At 73.6% G+C, this 19,528-nt stretch carries 17 protein-coding genes; 8 read left to right on the forward strand and 9 right to left on the reverse strand.

Translation table 11 applies throughout. The features are described from left to right. Positions 1–81 precede the first annotated feature (81 nt). On the forward strand, positions 82–1,344 hold the full coding sequence (locus GA0070606_RS02875) for an NAD(P)/FAD-dependent oxidoreductase (protein ID WP_091094923.1): 1,263 nt from the start codon (positions 82–84) through the stop codon (positions 1,342–1,344). A gap of 167 nt (positions 1,345–1,511) precedes the next feature. Here the strand turns inward: GA0070606_RS02875 and GA0070606_RS02880 are convergent, their stop codons facing one another. Further along, complete coding sequence (locus GA0070606_RS02880) at positions 1,512–2,222, reverse strand: hypothetical protein (protein ID WP_141721557.1); 711 nt, start codon at positions 2,220–2,222, stop codon at positions 1,512–1,514. Positions 2,223–2,410: 188 nt separating this feature from the next. On the opposite strand from GA0070606_RS02880, the gene GA0070606_RS02885 reads away from it, so the two are divergent. Then, positions 2,411–3,031: a hypothetical protein gene (locus GA0070606_RS02885; RefSeq protein ID WP_091094925.1), complete on the forward strand. Its 621-nt coding sequence runs from the start codon at positions 2,411–2,413 to the stop codon at positions 3,029–3,031. A 24-nt stretch (positions 3,032–3,055) separates the two neighbouring features. On the opposite strand, the gene GA0070606_RS02890 is transcribed toward GA0070606_RS02885, so the two are convergent. Beyond that, the gene (locus GA0070606_RS02890; RefSeq protein ID WP_091094926.1) at positions 3,056–3,721 is read right to left on the reverse strand and encodes a TraR/DksA family transcriptional regulator; all 666 of its coding nucleotides are present in this window, start codon (positions 3,719–3,721) and stop codon (positions 3,056–3,058) included. 73 nt (positions 3,722–3,794) lie between these two features. After that, on the reverse strand, positions 3,795–4,028 hold the full coding sequence (locus GA0070606_RS02895; protein ID WP_091094927.1) for a hypothetical protein: 234 nt from the start codon (positions 4,026–4,028) through the stop codon (positions 3,795–3,797). Between the two features lie 337 nt (positions 4,029–4,365). Here GA0070606_RS02895 and GA0070606_RS02900 point away from each other — a divergent pair, with 337 nt between their 5' ends. The 3 genes from GA0070606_RS02900 (at position 4,366) to GA0070606_RS02910 (ending at position 7,844) form a co-directional block, all read left to right on the forward strand. Further along, the gene (locus GA0070606_RS02900) at positions 4,366–6,189 is read left to right on the forward strand and encodes an AMP-dependent synthetase/ligase (protein WP_091107191.1); all 1,824 of its coding nucleotides are present in this window, start codon (positions 4,366–4,368) and stop codon (positions 6,187–6,189) included. 104 nt (positions 6,190–6,293) lie between these two features. Next, a complete protein-coding gene (locus tag GA0070606_RS02905) occupies positions 6,294–7,037 on the forward strand; it encodes a hypothetical protein (protein ID WP_091094928.1) in 744 nt (247 codons plus the stop codon). Positions 7,038–7,100: 63 nt separating this feature from the next. Further along, a complete protein-coding gene (locus tag GA0070606_RS02910) occupies positions 7,101–7,844 on the forward strand; it encodes an N-acetyltransferase (protein ID WP_091107193.1) in 744 nt (247 codons plus the stop codon). 21 nt (positions 7,845–7,865) lie between these two features. Here GA0070606_RS02910 and GA0070606_RS02915 read toward each other — a convergent pair whose 3' ends face one another. Then, positions 7,866–9,161: an epoxide hydrolase family protein gene (locus GA0070606_RS02915; protein ID WP_091094929.1), complete on the reverse strand. Its 1,296-nt coding sequence runs from the start codon at positions 9,159–9,161 to the stop codon at positions 7,866–7,868. Positions 9,162–9,224: 63 nt separating this feature from the next. On the opposite strand from GA0070606_RS02915, the gene GA0070606_RS02920 reads away from it, so the two are divergent. Continuing rightward, positions 9,225–10,193 carry a helix-turn-helix transcriptional regulator gene (locus tag GA0070606_RS02920; protein WP_176737219.1) on the forward strand — a complete coding sequence of 323 codons (969 nt, stop codon included), beginning with the start codon at positions 9,225–9,227 and terminating at the stop codon, positions 10,191–10,193. Between the two features lie 201 nt (positions 10,194–10,394). Beyond that, positions 10,395–12,215 carry a YncE family protein gene (locus tag GA0070606_RS02925; RefSeq protein WP_091094930.1) on the forward strand — a complete coding sequence of 607 codons (1,821 nt, stop codon included), beginning with the start codon at positions 10,395–10,397 and terminating at the stop codon, positions 12,213–12,215. 47 nt (positions 12,216–12,262) lie between these two features. Here GA0070606_RS02925 and GA0070606_RS02930 read toward each other — a convergent pair whose 3' ends face one another. Further along, positions 12,263–13,462: a citrate synthase gene (locus GA0070606_RS02930; protein WP_091094931.1), complete on the reverse strand. Its 1,200-nt coding sequence runs from the start codon at positions 13,460–13,462 to the stop codon at positions 12,263–12,265. Between the two features lie 68 nt (positions 13,463–13,530). On the opposite strand from GA0070606_RS02930, the gene GA0070606_RS02935 reads away from it, so the two are divergent. Then, positions 13,531–14,664 carry a citrate/2-methylcitrate synthase gene (locus GA0070606_RS02935; protein WP_091094932.1) on the forward strand — a complete coding sequence of 378 codons (1,134 nt, stop codon included), beginning with the start codon at positions 13,531–13,533 and terminating at the stop codon, positions 14,662–14,664. A gap of 167 nt (positions 14,665–14,831) precedes the next feature. Here GA0070606_RS02935 and GA0070606_RS32360 read toward each other — a convergent pair whose 3' ends face one another. The 4 genes from GA0070606_RS32360 to GA0070606_RS02955 form a co-directional block, all read right to left on the reverse strand. After that, entirely contained in the window at positions 14,832–15,038 is a 207-nt protein-coding gene (locus GA0070606_RS32360) for a hypothetical protein (RefSeq protein WP_176737220.1), read from the reverse strand. A gap of 73 nt (positions 15,039–15,111) precedes the next feature. Beyond that, entirely contained in the window at positions 15,112–16,368 is a 1,257-nt protein-coding gene (locus tag GA0070606_RS02945; RefSeq protein WP_091094933.1) for a vWA domain-containing protein, read from the reverse strand. Next, complete coding sequence (locus tag GA0070606_RS02950; RefSeq protein ID WP_091094934.1) at positions 16,365–17,627, reverse strand: AAA family ATPase; 1,263 nt, start codon at positions 17,625–17,627, stop codon at positions 16,365–16,367. Before GA0070606_RS02950 ends, GA0070606_RS02945 begins: the two co-directional genes overlap by 4 nt. Before the next feature lie 59 nt (positions 17,628–17,686). Continuing rightward, a complete protein-coding gene (locus GA0070606_RS02955; protein ID WP_091107197.1) occupies positions 17,687–19,078 on the reverse strand; it encodes a hypothetical protein in 1,392 nt (463 codons plus the stop codon). Positions 19,079–19,528 lie beyond the last annotated feature (450 nt).

Genomic DNA, 19,528 nt, shown 5'->3' on the forward strand with positions numbered 1-19,528 from the left:
TTGGCCTGGCAAAACAATGACGTACCGACGCGGCCGGGCCAGGATTGGCGCAATCCCGTCGCCCGAAGGAGAGACACGACGATGCCCCCGATCGAGTCCGCCCCCGCACCCCGACACGTCGCCGTCATCGGCGCGGGGATGGTCGGGCTGGCCACCGCCTGGTTCCTGCAGGAACGGGGCGTCCAGGTCACCGTGCTCGACCGCAAGGGCGTGGCGGCGGGCGCGTCGTGGGGCAACGCCGGCTGGCTCACCCCCGGCATCACCACTCCCCTGCCGGAGCCGGCGGTGCTGCGCTACGGGCTGCGCGCCGTGCTGAGCCCGTCGTCGCCGGTCTACGTGCCGCCGCGCGCCGACCCCCGCCTGCTACGGTTCCTGACCGGCTTCGCCCGGCACAGCACCGCGTCGAAGTGGCGTACCGCGATGCGGGCGTTCATCCCGATGAACCGGCGCGCGCTGGCGTCGTTCGACGCGCTGACCGAGGGCGGGGTCGGGGCGATGACGCACGAGGCGAAGTCGTTCATCGCCGCGTACCGCACCGAGGCCGAACGGTCGGTCCTGCTCGACGAGCTGGCGCACATCCACTCCGCCGGCCAGGAGATCGAGTTCGACGTGCTGACCGGGGCCGAGGCGCGTGAGGTGGAGCCCTCGCTGTCGGACAACGTCGGCGCCGCCATCCGCCTGCACGACCAGCGCTACGTCAACCCCGGGCAGTACGTGCACGCGCTGGCCGATGCCCTCCGCGCCCGGGGCGCGTCGATCGTCGACGGCGCCGACGTCGTCGACGTCCGCGACGAGGGCGCCGGGGTGCGGGTGGTCACCTCCGCCGGCACCGACGAGCGCTACGACGCGGTGGTGCTGGCGACCGGCACCTGGCTGGGCGAGCTGGGCCGACGCTTCGGCGTCCGGACGGTGGTGCAGGCCGGCCGCGGGTACAGCTTCAGCGTCGCGATCGAGCACCTGCCGTCGGGTCCGGTCTACTTCCCGGCGCAGCGCGTCGCCTGCACGCCGCTGGGTGACCGGCTGCGCGTCGCCGGGATGATGGAGTTCCGCAGCGCCGAGGCGCCGCTGGACCGTCGCCGCATCTCGGCCATCGCCGAGGCCGCGCGGCCGCTGCTGCGGGGCGCCGACCTGGACGCCCGCGCCGACGAGTGGGTCGGCTCGCGGCCCTGCACCCCCGACGGGCTGCCCCTGATCGGCCGGACCCGGTCGCCGCGCGTCTTCGCCGCCGGCGGGCACGGCATGTGGGGCATCACCCTGGGCCCGCTCACCGGTGAGCTGCTCGCCGAGCAGATCACCGGCGGCGGTCAGCCGGTGGAGCTGCGGCCCTTCGACCCGCTGCGCTGAGCGGCGTGGCACATCCCCGAGGCTTCGTCCCGCCTCGGGGATGTGCCACGCTCCGGGCGGTCGGCCAGCGCCGTCAGCCGCGGGCGACAGACACCGTCCTGCGCACGTCACCCAGTCGCCACCAGCGTGGTCGGGCTTTCCGTGCCGGCCGAGCGGCCACTACTTGCTCACCACGACCACCAGGACGAGGTGCGATTGTCCCAGCCGTAATACGCAAGGTCCAACGCCGCGTATCCGCCTGGAATGAAGAGCTGCGAACCCTCGAACTTGATGTGCTCGTAGAGGGTCACGCCATTGGCGTTGTCGGCAGCCGCGGATGACGCCTGGTCATTCCAACTGGTGCACCACCACAGCGTGCACGACATGTCCCTCTTTGTCAGATCAGAGTATCCCGAACCCGCCGGCAGAGCGCCCGCATGACCGGCGAATTGGGAGCCCTCGTATATGTAGGAATATCCTGATGCGGCTGCGCCCGCCTCGAGCTGACTCTGCGGCGCTCGCCGAGCGTCGACAGCGGACCTGTCCAGCGCCCGCCGCGGCCCGCCCCGCGCACGCACGAGCCGTTCGAAGTCGGCAGGCTCGGTGAAGGCGGCGAGGCGTCCGGGCGACCCGGCCTCCGGCAGCGCGACCAGGTAGAGCGCTCGACCGTTGTATCTGACGATCTCGTCCGCGCTCACCGACTCACCGTCGATGGTCAGTGGAACGCGCGGCACCCCGTGGGCGATCGGGTTGTCGGCCTCGCCGTGGCTCCCCGCACCGCGAGGCGGGGCCGCACTCGCCGGCACGGCGGAGAACGCCACGACAGGGACGAGCGAAAGTGCCACGACCGAGCGGGCGAACAGCCGCCCCAGACGCAGCCAGGACGGCTTTTCAGACAATCTCACAAACCCCAACCCCTCAGTGTCGCCGCGACGAGACGAACGGAGAGTACGCGAACACTTACACCAAGGCAATTGACCTTCAGCAATTGCCGCCCGGCTTGATCAAATACCCGAATGCGGCAATTGAAGTCAGCCGCCACCAAAACCCGAAGATCAGGTGACGGTGGGGTATTAACCTCGCCAACATGAGTTTCAGCGCCTACGCCCGCCAGGTACGCGATCCGGCCCTGCCGCAGCGGCGCCGGGTGTCGGCGCTGCGCTCCTGCGTGCAGCTCTACCGGCCGATCGGCTTCCACGCCACGTTGAGCCTCCTGGAGGAACTTGCCGGGCCGTTCCAGCGCGACGAGGCGGCGCTGCTCCGCGCGCTCGACGCCCTCGTCGCGAGCAGACACGCCAGGCGGGCCGAGTTCCGTCGCTACGCCGCCGCCCGCAGCGCGGCCAAGCGCCGCGGGCAGCGCAGCCCACGACCCGACGACCCGAATCCGCACCGCCTGCGCGGATACTGGCACGGCGCGCCCCGGCAGGGCGCGCTGCACGCGTTGGCGTTCTGGCGACGCGAACGCCGACGCGCGCTGCTGCCGTCGCTCGACCCGGTCGAGGCAAGGGTGGATTCCTGCGTCAACGCCTGCCTGGCGGCGGGAGGAGCGTTGACGGCGGCGCAGCGGCAGCTCCTGGCCACCGCCGTCGACGCGCTCGACGAGCGCCTCCGCCCCGAGGTGTGGCGCGACGACCCGGTCGCCTGGTTCCGCACGCGAGACCTCCTCCAGGTCGCCCGGTTCGTCGAGGTCGCGGCCGGCGCCGCGTAGGTCCCGCGCCGCTCGGTCGGTGGCCTACCGGCCGTGGATCCGGCGCCAGGAGGGCGGCCCGGCCTTCGGCCACGAGCCTTCGGGCGGTGCGCCGCCGGCGCGAGCGGCCGTGTGCGCGGTGCGAACGACGGCGTGCGCGGGATGGGCGACGGCAGGCGCGGTAAGGGCGACGGCGGACGCGGTGGGAGCGACAAAGGTCGCGGCAGGCGCGGTGGGAGCGACAGAGGTCGCGGCGGTCGCGGTGGGGGTCGTGGGAGTCGTGGGAGTCGGGGTCGTGGGGGTCGGGGTCGTGGGGGTCGGGGTCGTGGGGGTCGCGGGGGTCGCGGTGGGCGCGGTGGGGGTTACGACGGGCGTGCCGCGGGCGGCCTGCCGGTGCGGTTCGGGCTGGCAGGTGGTGCAGAACCGCGCCGACGGCCGGTGCGCCAGTTCCTCGACGGGGATGTCGCCGGTGCACCTCTCGCAGCTGCCGTAGCCGCCCTGTTCCAGGTAGTGCAGCGCCCGGGCGATGTCGCCCAGGGCCCGCCGGGTGGCGGCGGTCAGCGCGGAGGCGGCCTCGACGTCGGCGCCGTCGGCGCACGTACGGCGGGCCTGCCGGTCCAGCAGCGCCAACTGCGTGCTGTGCCGCTCGTACTGCTCCTCCAGGACCATCCGCAGCACGCCCAACTCGTCCTGCCTGCTCACGACGTACACGAAGGGTTCCTCCCGCTCGGGGGTAAAGAAAGGGCGGAGCGCTGATGCGCTCCGCCCGCCGGTGCCGGACATGTCAGTGTCGGCTGGGTGGCGGCGGGCGGCGCTGGCCGGGCGCCCGCCGGGTCGGCGGCGCGACGATCGGCATGACGGCGCCCCGCACGCGGGCGGCCGCCGGCACGACGAGGCGACGCGTGGTCGCGTCCGCGACGAGGTGGGTCCGCACGCCCGACGACGGCGTCGCCGAACGGGCAGCGGCGTCCCGCAGCGCCGACGAGCGGGGCTGCCGGAACGGGCGGCGGACGATCACGGCGTCACCATAGACCGACCGTCCGCGGATCGGCCACCACCTGCGACAGCGGGCACATCGTGGAACCTTCCGCGTCGCGCCGCGACGTCCCGGCGCCCTGCCGGCACGATGCCGGGCGCGCCGCGTCCTGCGGCGTACTGAGCAGCGGCCGGGCCGGCGGCATCCGGGCCCCGTGGAACCCTTCGGCCGGCGGGGCGACGCAGCCCGGCCGCCACGACGCGCGGCTACCACGCCACGACGCCGGCACGGCAGGGTTTCACCGTTCGCGCGACCGGACGCCCGGGCGCGCCGCATCATCGAACTCTCAGCGACGTGAACTGACGGTGGGTGGGTGAGCGTGCGGGAGATGGCGGTCGCGCCGGTGGTCACCGACGTCGAACTCGGCCTGGCCGAGGTGGTCTGGCACAACGCCGAACGCGATCCGGACCACGCGCAGTTCGTACGGCCGGACCCCGACCCCCGGTCCTGGCCGGTCCGCCGCTCCGGGCAGGGCGCGACCACGGTGACCTGCCGGCAGTTCCGCGACGACGTGCAGGCGGTGGCCCGCGGTCTGGTGGCCGCCGGCCTCCAGCCGGGCGACCGGGTGGGCCTGATGAGCCGCACCCGGTACGAGTGGACCCTGGTGGACTACGCGCTGTGGTCCGTCGGCGCGGTGACGGTCCCGGTGTACGACACGTCGAGCGCGGACCAGTTGTCGTGGATCCTCGCCGACTCCGGCGCGGTCGCGTGCGTGGTGGAGACGGCCGAGCACGCCGCGACGCTGGACGGCCTGCGCGGCGCCCTGCCGGCGCTGGCGCACACGTGGCAGATCGACGCGGGCGACCTGATCAGGCTGGCCGGGGCGGGCCGCGCTGTCGACGTCGGGCAGGTGCAGGCCCGCCGGCGGCACGTGTCGGCCGGCGACATCGCCACGATCGTCTACACCAGCGGCACGACCGGACGGCCGAAGGGCTGCGTCCTGACGCACGGCAACATCGCCCTGGACGTCGGCAACGCCACCGCTGCCCTGCCGCAGCTGTTCCACTCCGGGGCGTCGACGGTGCTGTTCCTGCCCCTGGCCCACGCCTTCGCCCGGCTGGTCCAGGTCGGCATGGTGTGCACGCGCGCCACGATGGTGCACAGCGCCGACATCGGCGGCGTGCTCAACCAGCTGCGCCGGTACCGTCCCACGTTCGTCCTGGCGGTGCCGCGGGTGTTCGAGAAGATCTACGACCGGGCGAGACGAAAGGCCGCCGACGGGCACCGGGGCTGGCTGTTCACGATCGCCGACCGGGTCGCGGTGCGGTACAGCCGCGCGCTGGACACCCGGGCCGGCCCCCGGCCCCCGCTGCGGCTGGCGCATCTGGTGTGCGACGTGCTGCTCTACCGCAAGCTGCGGGCTGCGCTGGGTGGACGCTGCCGGGCGGCCATCGTCGGCGGAGCGCCGCTGGGCGAGCGGCTCGCGCACTTCTTCCGCGGCGCCGGCCTCACCGTCGTCGAGGGGTACGGGCTGACCGAGACCTCGCCCGCCCTGACGGCCAACACGCCGACGGCGATGCGGATCGGCACGGTGGGTCGTCCGCTGCCCGGCGTCGAGATCGCGATCGCCGACGACGGGGAGATCCTGGCCCGGGGCCCGGTGGTCTTCCCCGGCTACTGGAACAACGCCGAGGCCACCCGCGAGACGTTCACCGACGGCTGGCTGCGCACCGGCGACCTCGGCGACCTCGACGACGACGGCTATCTTCGCGTCACCGGGCGCAAGAAGGACATCATCGTCACGGCGGCGGGCAAGAACGTCGCCCCCGCCCCGATCGAGGACCAGGTGCGCGCGGACCCGCTGGTCAGCCAGTGCGTGCTGATCGGCGACGGCCGGCCCTACCTCGTCGCCCTGGTCACCGTCGACCCGCAGGCGTGGCCCCGGTGGCGGGCCGCGCACGGCCACCCGGACGCCTCGGTGTCGGACCTGCGGGACTCCCCCGCGCTGCGGGCGGCGATCCAGAACGCGATCGACCGCGCCAACCGCGCGGTGTCCCACGCGGAGCAGATCAAGAAGTTCCGCGTCCTTCCCCGCGACCTCACCGAGACCGACGGGGAACTCACCCCCACTCTGAAGGTACGGCGGGCGGTCGTGCAGGAACGCTACGCCGCCGACATCGACGCGCTCTACGGCGGCCACTGACCGGCGATCGTTGACACACCGGCGTCGGACGGATTCCACTGGTTGCGACAGCACTGCCGGCCCCGCCCACCCGGCCGGCGCCGTCGCCGCAGTTGGGAGGCGCCATGTCCTCGCCCGTCAAGCCGCCGCAGGACGCCGTGACCCTCCGCCGTCTCCGCCTCGGCATCGGGACGGTCGGCATCGCGTTGCCGATCGTACTGACCATCGGCAACGGCCTGACCACCGGCGACTTCGCCCCGCTCGACTCGATCAGCGCGTCGTACCACACCGACATGCGGGACGTCTTCGTCGGGGGAATGTGCGCCATCGGCGTCTTCCTCATCTGCTACCGCTACCGCAGGGTCGACGACGTGCTGAGCTCGATCGCCGGGACGCTGGCGATCGCGGTGGCGGTGTTCCCCGCCGCGACGGGCGTCCCGCGGGCCGCGCTCACGTCCACCGACGTCACGATCGGGCGGCTGCACCAGGTCGCGGCCGCCGCCCTGTTCGTGCTGCTGGCCGTCTTCTGCATCTTCCTGTTCCCGCAGACCGACCCCACGACTCCCCCGACACGGCGGACGCGGGCCCGCAACGGCGTCTACCGCGCCTGCGGCGGCATCATCACCGCCGCCATAGTCCTCGCCGTGGCGAGCAACGCGCTGCCCGACTCCGTCCGCGACACGATCAAGCCGCTGTTCTGGTGCGAGGCGGTGGCGGTGTTCGCCTTCGGCACCGCGTGGCTCGTCAAGGGCGAGGCGATGTTCAGCGACTCGTACGACACCGACGACCGCGCCGGCGGCGCGCCCGTACCGGATCATGATCCGGCCGGCGGCTCGACGAGCGCGACCGGCGCGACCGCCGGCGCGTAGGCGTCGCCTCCCCGCGCCGAATTCGAGGTGCGGCGCAAGGCCCCGGTCCTCTACGGTGCCGCCGTGGCCCTGGACATCGTGACCCTGGCGGACCGCCCCGACCTGGCACCGCTGCTCGACGACGACTTCGACGGGGCGTGGCCGCCGTTCATGCTCTGGGATCCGATGGGCGCGGTGTACTACGGCGTCGCCCACGACCTGTACCCCGAGTTCGTCCTCGCCGCCGTCGACTCCGCCGAGCCCGGCCGCGCCGTCGCCCGGGCGTACGCCGTGCCGCTGCGCTGGACCGAGGCGGAGCTGCCCGACGGCGGCTGGGACCGGATGATCCAGCGGGCCACCATCAACCGCCTCACCGGCGCCACCCCGAACATCGTCTCGGCGCTGGAGATCTGCGTCCGCCCGGACCGGCGGGGCACCGGGCTGTCGGCGGTGATGCTCGCCGCCATGCGCGAGGCCGTCGCGAAGCGGGGCTACGACACGCTGGTCGCGCCGGTCCGCCCGACCGGCAAGCAGACGCAGCCGGACCTGCCGATGACGGAGTACGCGGCGCAGGTCCGCGACGACGGCCTGCCGGTCGACCCGTGGCTGCGGGTGCACGTCCGCGCGGGCGGCCGCATCGAACGCGTGGCCGCCCGCTCGATGACGATCGCCGGGACGCTCGCCGACTGGCGGCGCTGGACCGGTCTGCCGTTCGACACCAGCGGACCGGTCCACGTGCCGGGTGCCCTCGTGCCCGTGCACTGCGACGTGGCGCACGACCACGCCGTCTACGTCGAGCCCAACGTCTGGGTCCGGCACCGCCTGTAGGCCGACGACGGGCGCCCCGCCTCAGCGCAGCTCGCGGAAGAAGTCGCGCACGTCGGCGGTGAACAGCTCGGGCTGCTCCAGGGCGAAGAAGTGCCCGCCCCGGTCGTACTCCGTCCAGCGCACCACGTTGTGCTCGCGCTCGGCGAACCGGCGGACGGTGATGTCCTTCGCGGTCGACACCAGGACGCCGGTGGGCACGGTGCCACGGGTGCCGGCCGCCCAGTCGTCGGCGGCGTCGCCTTCGCCGTCGGTGCCGGCCGCCCAGTCGCCGGCGGCGCCGCCTTCGTCGTCGGTGCCGGCCGCCCAGTCGCCGGCGGCGCCGCCTTCGCCGTCGGTGCCGGCGTCGCCCCACTGGCCGGCGTCGCCGGTCCACGCGTTGGCGGTGATGTCCTCGTAGTAGACCTGCGCGGACGATCCGCCCGCGCCGTTCAACCAGTACAGGCTGACGTTGGTCAGCAGCCGGTCCCGGTCGACGACGGTGTCGAGGGCGGCGCCGTCGGGACGGTCGGTCAGCCGGTGGAACATCTCGACGATCCAGGCGAGCTGCGCGACCGGCGAGTCCTGCAGCCCGTACGCCAGCGTGTGCGGCGACTTGGCCTGGATCTGGAGGTAGCCGTCGTTGTAGCTCTCCATGGCCGCGACGCGTCGGCGCTCCACGTCGCTGAGGCCGTCCTGTTCGCCCTCGACGCCGATCGGGTAGGTGATCAGGGCGTTGACGTGGACGCCGAGCACCCGCTCCGGCGCCTGCCGGCCCATGGCGGGGGCGACGTAGGAGCCGGTGTCCCCGCCCTGCACCCCGTACCGTTGGTAGCCGAGCCGCTCCATGAGGCGCACCATCGCGCCGGCCATCCGCTCGCTGTCCCAGCCCGAGGCGGCCAGCGGCGTGGAGAACCCGAAGCCGGGCAGCGACGGGACGACGAGGTGGAAGGCGTCGGCCGGGTCGCCACCGTGTCCGCGCGGGTCGGTCAGCGGGCCGATGGCGTCGAGGAACTCCACGATCGAGCCCGGCCACCCGTGCAGGAGCATCAGCGGCGTCGCGTCCGGCTCGGGCGAGCGGACGTGCAGGAAGTGGATGCGCTGCCCGTCGATCTCGGTGACGAACTGCGGGATCTTGTTCAGCTCCGCCTCGTGGGCGCGCCAGTCGTAGCCGGTGCGCCAGTGCTCGGCCAGCTCCCGCAGGTAGGCTACGGGCGCGCCGCGGGTCCAGCCGGCGTCGGGTAGGACCGGCCAACGGGTGTTCGCCAGCCGTGCGGTCAGGTCGTCCCACTGCTGCTGCGGGACGTCGATCTGGAACGGGCGGATCTCGGAATCAGTCACGGGAGCCACGCTATGGGCCGGTTAGGTCAAGATCGGTCCTAAGCCGACTGACATCCTGGTTTCATGCTGACGAACTCGGCCCGGTTGCTGAAACTGCTGTCGCTGTTGCAGACGCGCCGGCACTGGTCGGGCGCCGACCTCGCCGACCGGCTCGGCGTGACGACCCGGACCGTGCGCCGGGACGTCGACCGGCTGCGCGAACTGGGCTATCCGGTGCACTCGACCCAGGGCAGCGCCGGCTACCGGCTGGGTGCCGGTGCCGCCCTGCCGCCACTGCTACTCGACGACGACGAGGCGGTCGCGATCGCCATCGGCCTGCGTACCGCCACCGCCAGCTCGGTGACCGGCATCGAGGAGACGTCGCTGCGCGCGCTGGGCAAGCTGGAGCAGGTGTTGCCGTCCCGGCTGCGGCACCGGGTCACCACGCTGCAGCAGGCGACCGTACGGGCTCCCGTGGACGGCCCCCGGGTCGAACCGGACGTGCTGCTCACGATCTCCGAGGCCAAGGCCCGGCACGAGCGCCTCCGGTTCGACTACGCCAGCCACGACGGCACGGAGACGGTACGGGACGTGGAGCCGCACGCCCTGGTCAACTGGGGACGGCACTGGTATCTCGTCGCCTGGGACTGCGGCAGGAACGACTGGCGCACCTTCCGCGTCGACCGGCTGCGCACGCGGGTTCCGACAGGGCCACGGTTCACCCCCCGGCAGCCGCCCGACGGCGACGTCACGGCATACCTGTCGCGGCAGCTGTCCACCGGGCCGTGGGCCGTACGGGCAACCGTCACGCTGCACCAGCCGGTCGCCGCCGTGGCCGAACTCGTGTGGCCGGGGATGGGTGCCGTCGAACCCGTCGACGACACCTCGTGCCTGCTGCACCTCGGCGCCGAGTCGGCGGCGGACCTGGCCTGGATGGTCACCTCGGTCGGCGTCGACTTCACCGTGACCGGCCCACCGGAACTCGTCGAGGCGATCCGCGCCCTCGGCGACCGCTGCCGCCGGGCCGTCCCCACCACGCCGGTCGATCCTTGACGCCCTCCTCTCACCTGATTAGGGTCCGGGCCGTAATGATGCAGACGAACGGAGCCCGCCATGCCCCTCACCCGTCGCTCACTTCTGACGAGCAGTTGCCTCACTGGTACCGGACTGGCGATAGGCCATGGGGCGCTCGCCGCTCCGGCGTTCGCGCGGGACAACACGGGACTCACGCCCACGAGTTTCGGTCCAGCCTCTTTGACCGCCGCCGTACGCGGGGCCGCCGTCATCGGTGACAGTGTCTTCATCACCTCCCGGTTCAACACCCCGGACGGGAAGATGCGGCTGGGCGAGTTCGACGTCGACACCGGCGAGAGGCGCAGCATCGACGACCTCGCCATCGCCAGCAACGGTGGGCAGAAGCTCGCCGCCGACGGCAGGTACGTCTACATCGGCCCCGCCGGCAGCGCGTACGTCCACCGGTTCGACCCGCAGACCAAGGAGCTGGTGGCCTGGGCCCGCGCCGGGGGCAGCACCACCTGGTACTACGACATGGTCGTGCACGGCGAGCACCTCTACATCGGCACGTACCCGGACTGCACCGTCAAGCGGATCCGCCTCGCCGACGCGACGGTCGAGACGTACGGCCGCATCTCCACCTCCAACTACGCGGCCGCCGTGGCGGTCGACGACGAGTACGTCTACGGCGGTTCGGCCGCGCCCGGCACGCTGCTGGCCTGGCCGAAGGCAGGCGGCGCGCCCACCGACCTGACCGCGCACCTCAGCGCCTCCCCCGTCGGGATCCTCGACATGGTGGTCTCCGACGGCGTCGTCCACGTCGCCAGCGGCCGGCAGCTGATCTCCTTCCGCCGCGACGGCTCCGACCGGGTCTCCCGGGACATCCCGGCCGAGGACCGCTACGTCGACCAGCTCACCATCGGCAGCGACGGCAGGGTGTACGCGCTGACCCGGCTCACCACCAACCTGTACGAGGTCACCGCAGACGGCCTGGTGAAGGTCGGGCAGCCCCTCGCCGACGTGGAGAACGCGCTCCTCGCCCCGCTGCCCGGCGGCGCGCTGCTCGGCGTCAGCGGGCTGGGGCACGTGTGGAAGGCGACGCCGGGCGGCACCGCCGAGGTGTGGCAGACCGCCACCCGGGGCTTCGGCTACCCGGAGACCATCCAGTCGATGATGCGCCACACCCGGGGCACGATCTGGGTCGGCGGCCACTACGCGATGACGGTGCACCGCACCGAGGCCGGCACCAACGACCGCTTCGACATCAACGGCGAGGTCAAGGCGATGGCCGAGGGAAAGGCCGGCGTGGTCTACGCAGGCCTTTATCCCAGCACGCAGATCGTGGCCGTCGACCCCGACAACCACCAGATCAAGGTACTGGGCCAGCTCGGCAACGAGCAGCTGCGCACCAAGCGGATCGTCGTGGACCGGCCGCGCAACCAGCTCATCGTGGCCTCCAGCCCGCAGACGACCAGGCACACCGGAGCGCTGACCTTCGTCGACCTGGCCACCAACACCTTCGACTCGCACCGCGAGTTCCTGCCCGAGCAGAGCGTCATGGACGTCGTGGTGCGGGGCACCACCGCCTACATCGCCGGCGACACCTACGGCGAGGGCACCACCGGCCCGATCCGCAAGGTCGCGCAGGTGGCAGCCGTCGACATCGTCACCCGTACGCTGCTGTGGCGCGAGGAGATCAAGCCGGACTGGCAGTCGTACGAGAGCCTGCACGTGGTGGGCAACCTGCTCTACGCCATGGGCCGGCGCCCGCGCGGCGCCTGGTTCGCCTACGACCTGCACACCCGCACCATCGTGATGGAGGGCGACCTCGGCGGATACGGGCAGTTCAACGGGGTCGACGGCCGGGTGTTCTCCTGGGTGCACTGGACCAACGACATCAGCGAGCTGCCGACCGTGCCAGGCGGCGCGGTGACCACGCTCTACGACAACGTGCCGCGCGGCTGGTACAACAACCCGTCGTTCCACTTCACCCCCGACGGCAGGGCCACCTGGGGGATGCACGGCACCGACCTGGCCCGCTTCCCGTTGCCCAGGAAGTAGTCCGCCGAACGCCGGTGGGGCGGGCGCCGCCCGTCCCACCGGTCGGGTCACGCCGGCTCGGGCACCGGCCCCGTGTAGCCGCTGCTCCACCGGAACCGGTTGCTCGGCTGGGCGTACTCCTCGACGACGTGCGCGATCCAGCCCGCCGTCCGGGCGACCGCGAAGATCACCTCGGCGGCGCCCGGCCCCATGCCGGTCGCGTGCGCCAGGGCGGCGAGGGCGAAGTCGACGTTGGGCAGGGCGTCCCGCCGTGCCGCCGTCGCGACCAGGTCGTCGAGGGTCCGCCGCAGCTCGCCCTCGACGGGCAGGTGCGCGACGAGACCGAGCAGGGTGGCGGCGCGCGGGTCGCCCGCCGGATAGAGCGGGTGCCCGAAGCCGGGCAGCCCGCCGGTGCGCAGCCATTCGGCGATCGTGGCCGGCGTCCCGTCCCGCAGGGCGGCCTCGACCATCCGGTGTACGCTGCCGCCGACCGCGCCGTGCATCGGCCCGTCCAGCGCGCCGAGGCCCGCCAGCACCGCCGCGTACGGGTTGGCCCGGGTCGACGCCGCCACGCGTACCGCGATGGTCGAGGCGGCCAGGTCGTGGTCGGCGAGCAGGACGAGTGCGGCGTTGAGCGCCCGCAGCCCCGCCTCGGACGCCGGCGAGCCTGTCAGCCGGGGCCACAGCCGGGCCGCCAGGCTGTCGTCGGCGGGCGCGTCGCCGGCGAGGGGCAGCGCGTCGACCATGGTGGACAGCAGCGCGGGCGCGAGCGCCGTCACGGTGGCCGGCGCCAGGTCGAAGCGCAGCGGGTCCATCGCCGCCGCGACGGCGACGATCACCGGCAGCCGGTCGAAGATGCGGGCCTGGCCGGGCAGGTGGCTGGACGCCTGCCGCGCCCGCTCCAGGGTCTCCGCGGACGCCGTGAAGACCTCGTGGTGCCGCTGCCCCGTCCACAGCCAGCGGGCCACCTCCTCGAACGGCGTCACCGGCGCGAGTTTCGCCGCGTCCAGCCCTCGGTAGTGGAGTCGCCCGTAGGCGATCAACGTGGTGGCGGTGCGCATGGCGGGCGCGGCGTCGCGTTCGGGTCGGGTGGCCTGGGTGCGGGCCGCCAGCCGCTCGACGTCGGCCAGCCGGAAGCGGCTGGTCCGCTCGCCGGGGACCTTGACCCTGGTGAGCAGCCCACGGCTGACGTACGCGTAGATCGTCTCCGGTTTGACGCGCAGGCGGTGCGCCACCTCGGCGGTCGTGAGCAGCGGGTCCGCGGACATGTGGCCATGCTCTCATGTTGACTGGATCAACGTTGACTGCGGTCGTGGGCCGGCGTGAGGCTGCCGGCATGGCTGACACCATCACCGTTCCGCGCGGGCTCGCCGGCGTCGTGGTCACCGACACCACGATCGGCCACGTCCGCGGCCACGAGGGCTTCTACCACTACCGGCAGTACTCGGCGATCGACCTCGCCGAGCGCCGCACGCTGGAGGACGTCTGGGCGCTGCTCATCGACGGCGGCCTCCCCGCCGAACCCAAGGCGCTGCACCAGGAGATCGCGGCGCTGCGCCACATCCCGCCCGCGGTGGCCGCCGCGCTGCCCGACATCGCGGCGGCCTCGGCGTCGCAGGATCCGATGGGCGGGCTGCGCGCCGCGCTGGCCGTCGCCGGCCTGGCCGCCGGCGCCCGCCCCCTCTACGACACGCCCCCCGCGCAGCGGCGGGCCCAGGCCATGGCGCTCTGCGCGCTGACGCCCAGCCTGCTGGCGGCCCTCTACCGGCTGCGCGCGGGCCTGGCGCCGATCGAGGCGCGCGACGACCTGTCACACGCCGCGAACTACCTGTACATGATCACCGGCGAGGAGCCGACGGAAACCCACGCGCGGGCCGTCGAGCGCTACCTGATCTCCACCGTCGACCACGGCTTCAACGCGTCGACCTTCACCGCCCGCGTGGTCGCCTCCACCGGCGCCGACCTCTACGCCTGCATCGGGGCCGCCCTCGGTGCGCTCTCCGGCCCCCTGCACGGCGGCGCGCCCAGCCGGGCCCTCGACACCCTCGACGCCATCGGCTCCATCGACCGCGCCGACGCGTGGCTGCGCCGACGCATCCTCGACGGCGAGCGGATCATGGGCTTCGGGCACCCGATCTACCGCACCGAGGACCCGCGCTCGCGCATGCTCAAGGGAATCGCCCAGTCCCTCGGCGGGCCGCTCGTGGACCTCGCCGTGGCCGTCGAGGAGCGGGTGCTGTCGCTGCTGACGGAGCTGAAGCCCGGCCGCGAACTGCACACCAACGTCGAGTACTACGCGGGCGTCGTCATGCACCTGTGCGGGCTGCCCCGGGAGATGTTCACGCCGACCTTCGCCACCAGCCGGGTCATCGGATGGTGCGCGAACGTGCTGGAACAGGCCGAGGACACGAAGATCATCCGGCCGGACTCGCGGTACGTGGGACCGCCCCCGCCGCAGCCGGTGCCGTAGGCCCACCACCGCCCGCGGTGGAAGGGCCGGCGCCTACCGTGCATGCCTGACTCGTGTCGGTCGGGGTGCGCCAGCACGCGGCGGGTAGTGTCCGAGCCGACGATCGATCGGCGAGCAGGCACAGTGAGCAGGAGTGACGATGACGCTCACACCGCCGCTACGCGCTGCTACGCGGTGCGCTGGACGACATCGACGCCTGGGAGGCCGACCTCGGTGACGGCCAGCCGATAGCCCCGCCGGCCTTCGTCTGGCCGGCCGACCGCCGCTGGTGTTTCGCCAGCGACGTCGACCCGCACTGGGCCGGGATCGGCGCCGCACAGGCCGCCATCGACACGCTTGCCGGCGACCCACAGCTCGACGTCGTCCCGGCCCACCCGGCAGAGGAACAACCGCTGTACCGCTGAGTCGTGTGCAGCCCTCACTCGCTCGGCCCCGTCACCGGCGGGCTCATCGGGCGGCGCGAGCGGGCCCGATCTCCACCACCCGCGCCCAGTCGGGCGGCGAGCGCCACACGCCGGGATCGTCCTCGTCGCGCGACCACGCCGGGCGGTGCCGGGCGAACAGTCCCACCACCGTCCGACACGACGGCCGCGCGGCCGGCCACGGCGTCTGCCCGTCGGTCAGGGCCACGACGACGTCCGGTCGGGGCCGCGCCCGCAGCGCGCGGGCGAAACCCGCCCGCAGATCCGTCCCACCGCCGCCCACCAGCGGAATCTCCTCGGCGCGACACAGCGGATGCACGACCCGGGCCGCGGCGTCGCACGAGAGCACGCTGACCAGGTCCCGCCGGCCGCTCACGGCACGCGAGATCGCGGCGACCTCGAGCAGGGCGGTGCCCAGCTCGGCGTCGCTCACCGACCCCGACGTGTCGATGACCACGCACACGCGAGGGGGCCTGCGCCGCAGGCTCGGCAGGACGGCGCCGGGCACGCTCGTGGAGCGCCGCGACGGCCGGCCGTACGTGTAGTCCTCACCCGCGCCGGCGGCGGAGGCCGCCGAGCGGACCGCCGCACCGAGGAGCTCCCGCCACGGCTGCGGCGGGTGCAACGCCTCCTCGGCCCACCTGCGCCACCCCCGCGGGACGTCCCCGGGCCGGCCGGTGATCCCCTGCGCCACCCGGAACCGCACCAGATCCTGTTCCTGGGCGCTGAGGCCGTGCGCGCCCTCGGGTCCCAGGTCCCACTGCCGCTCCAGCCCGTCCGCGCCGCTGCCGCAGTCCAGCCAGGCCAGTTCCTGCGTACGCGGCCCCAGCCGGAACTGGCGCAGGTAGTCCTCCATCAGCCCACCCTCGGGCAGCCCGAGCGTTGCCGGCTCGACCGCGCCCTCGGGCCGGGCCAGCCCGTCGCCGAACACGTCGTCGTTGATCTCGCAGTCCGCGGCGATGTTCATCCGCAACCGTTCCCCGGGCCCGACCAGTCCCCGTTCCCGCGCCACCCGGTCGCCGCGTCCGTGGTGGTCGCGCAGCAGATGCGAGACCTCGTGCACCCACACCCCCGCAAGCTCCTCCACCGGGCACCGCGCGACGAACGCCGGCGAGACGTAGCACCGCCAGTGGCGGTCCACGGCCATCGTCGGCACCTGCCGCGACGGCACCACGTGCAGGGCGAACAGCGCCGTCGCCAGGTACGGCCGGACCCGCACGGCGTGCAGCCGGGCGGAGAAGAGCTTCTCGACGTCGAGCGTCCCGACGTGCCCGGAGGTCATCGGCCGCTGCCCGCCGCGGCCACGACCCGCGCCGCCGCCTGGTCGGCTCGCCGGGACACCGCCACCGCCCCGGCCAGCCTCTCGATCGTGGCCGGCACGTCCCAGTCCTCCTGCCGCAGGGCGGCGAGAGTCGCGCAGGGAACGACCACCAGGTCCGGGGAGCCGGTCTCCAGCGCCCGGGCCAGCAGCGCCCACGCCGCGTCCCAGCGGGCCTTCTCCGGCCGCCTGCGGACCGCCTCCACGACGCCGTCGAGCACGGCCTGCCGCAGATCGCCCCGCTCGGGCAGCACCGCAGCCACCGGGTCGGCCAGCAGCGCCTCGGGGTCCGGCAGGTCCATCCGGTCCATGCCGGCCAGCAGCTCCAGCCCCGGGCCGTCGCCCACGGTGCCCCGGACCAGCAGCGACAGCACGTCGCGGGAGACGCCGGCCGCCGTCGCGAAGGCCACCAGCCGCAGCGTCATCTCCCAGCTGCGCGGCGACGGCCACGGGCCGCCCCGACGGCCCTCGGTGCTGGGCAGCCGATGCACGAGCGCCGGGCGGGCGGTCAGCAGCCCGCACACCGCCCGGCGGGCGAACGTGACGGCGTCCGACAGCAGTTCCGGGTCGAGCCGGGGCAGTGTGGCCCGCGGCCAGGTCCCGCCGAGGCCGCGTACCACAACGTCGTGATCGTGTGTCCACTGGAGGTGGACGAAGCGGTTGGCCAGGGGCGGACTCAGTTCCCAGCCGTCGGCCGCCGAGGAGCGCGGATTGGCGGCGGCCACGATCCGGATCCCCGGCGGCAGCCGCAGCGCCCCGACCCGCCGCTCGAGCACGAGGCGAAGCAGGGCGGCCTGGACGGCGGGCGGCGCGGTGGACAGCTCGTCGAGGAAGAGCAGCCCCCGACCGGCGCGCACCAGGCGTACGGCCCAGTCGGGCGGCGCCATCGGCACACCCTGTGCGGCCGGATCGTCACCGACGATCGGCAGGCCCGCGAAGTCGGACGGTTCGTGGACGCTCGCGACGACCGTCGTCAGGGGCAGGTCCAGCGCGGCGGCGAGCTGGGTCAGCGCGGCGGTCTTGCCGATGCCGGGCTCGCCCCACAGCAGGACGGGCAGGTCGGCGGCCACCGCGAGGGTCAGGGCCTCCAACTGCGCGTCGGCGCGGGGTTCGGTGCTGGTGGCGCCCAGCAGGGCGAGCAGCTCGGCGGCGATGTCGAGCTGAGAATCGTGGGCCGGGTCGGCGGGACCATCGGAGGGCACAAATGGCGTGGATGGGGTCATTTCATCACCTTGAGAGTCGTGAGGTCGAGAAGAGACGTCGGACGGGACGAGCTCGTCGGTCAGCGAACGGTCGCGTGGCGCGGGTGCGAGCGACGATCACGGGTACGGCGGCGATCGGACCGGGCCGGTCCCGGCCCGGACCCGACCAGTCCCGCCCTGAACAGCCCGTACGTGACGCGCCGCTGCGCGGCCGTCTCCAGCTCGTCGCGCAGGTCGCCGCTGCGCAGCAGCGCGTCGGGCCCGAGCAGGGCCTCCACCACGGCGAGCGCCCCGGCGGTGTCGCCGTGGTCCAGGCGCGCACGGACGTCGGTGAGGCACTCCGGGTGGCGGTGTGCCTCGTTGATCGCCCGCAGGCAGGGCAGCGGGGTGCCGGACAACGCCGCCAGCAGCTCCTCCCGGCGGCTCTCGGCCGGGTCGTGGTCCAGCGGGACGAGCGCCCCGTCGACCAGGCCGATGCGGTGCCGGGCACCCCGGCACTCCACGTAGCGTGGCTGCCCCGGCCCGACGGCGCCCGGCGCCACCGTGGACGCCGGGCGTCCGGGTGCCAGTGCCGACGCCACCAGCGGGTGCAGCCGGTCGATCCCGATCAGTCCGTTGTGGAGCAGCTCCAGGTCGGGTGGCACCCACGTCGCCGCGTCGGGCAGCACCGGCAGGGCTCCGGCCGGCCCGTTCGCCGACGGTGGGGCGACCCGCACCTCGGCCCGGTGGCCCGCCCCGTCCGGGACCACGTCCAGCACCAGCCGGCGTCGGGTCCCGAGCCGCACCGCGACGGCTCGCCGGGCCTGGCCCTCGGCGCGGAGCAGGATCGCCGCCTCGGCCGCCCACCGGTCCACCGCGCAGCCCTGCCCGCGCAGCGCCGACCGCAGCAGATCAGGCTCCCCCGCAGGATCACGGCGGGACGGGTCGGCGGCCGACCGGATGCGCAACTCGTCGGCCCGCCGCGCGTCCCACAGGTGGCGGTGCAGGTCGAGGCGGAACCGACGGTCGGGACGGGGGTGCGGATGGGGTCTGGTTCCGGCGCCGGAACGCGAGCCGTCCCACAGCGCCAGGCTCAACCGCTGCCCGGCGTCCGCCCAGGCCGGCGGGGTCCGCACCACCAGATGCACGGTGCGTCCACCGTCGTGGTCCGCCGGATACCGGGCCAGCGCAACGGTCAGGCCCGGACGCAGCAGCCCGTCGGGCGCAACCCTCGGCATGTGCCAGCGCAACAGGTCGGGCGCCAGGTGACGGAGGTCGGCTCGGACCCGGGCCGCCAACGCTCGCCCATGAGTGCGGGTCACCCAGCGCAGGTCGACATCGACGTCGACGCGAGCGGCGGCGCACGCCCCGGCCCAGTCACCAACCTGCCGGCGGGCGGTCGCAATTTCGATCATGGACGGCGGCACGGCGAACTCGCGCACGCGCAGCCAGAAGGAGAGGCGAGAATCCGCATTCGCGGCCCGGGAGTGCATCAGCACTCACCTTGCGCGAACCGGGCCCCCAATCGTTTGTCAGGCGAGATCATCATCGCGGGGAGCGTACCGCCTCCACACCATGTCCCGCCAGACGTTCACCAGGCGGCGACGCAGCCGGCCGGAGCGACCGCTACCGCAACCTGTCCCGCGACGAGCTGGAGAACGGCACCATCATCAGCTCCACCCCCCTACGCCGGCAACGACGGCTCTGACCGGCAGGCGACTTGCGAGACTGAAGCCGACCGCCTCACCAGGTTGAACCGGCAGAAAGGCACCGGCACGACCCTCTTTCGTCTTGTCGACGCCGAGACTGATGCCCTCGTAGAGCCGCCGGGCTGTGGCTTCAGCCGCCTCGGTGCCACCGCGGCACTCCAAGGCCCGCGTTGGAGCTGAGTTCGGCCATGCGGAAAGTCACCGACGCGCTCGCCGCTCGGGCCACCGCCGTTC

Origin of the sequence: Micromonospora citrea, assembly GCF_900090315.1 — a bacterium.
GTDB classification, from domain to species: domain Bacteria; phylum Actinomycetota; class Actinomycetes; order Mycobacteriales; family Micromonosporaceae; genus Micromonospora; species Micromonospora citrea.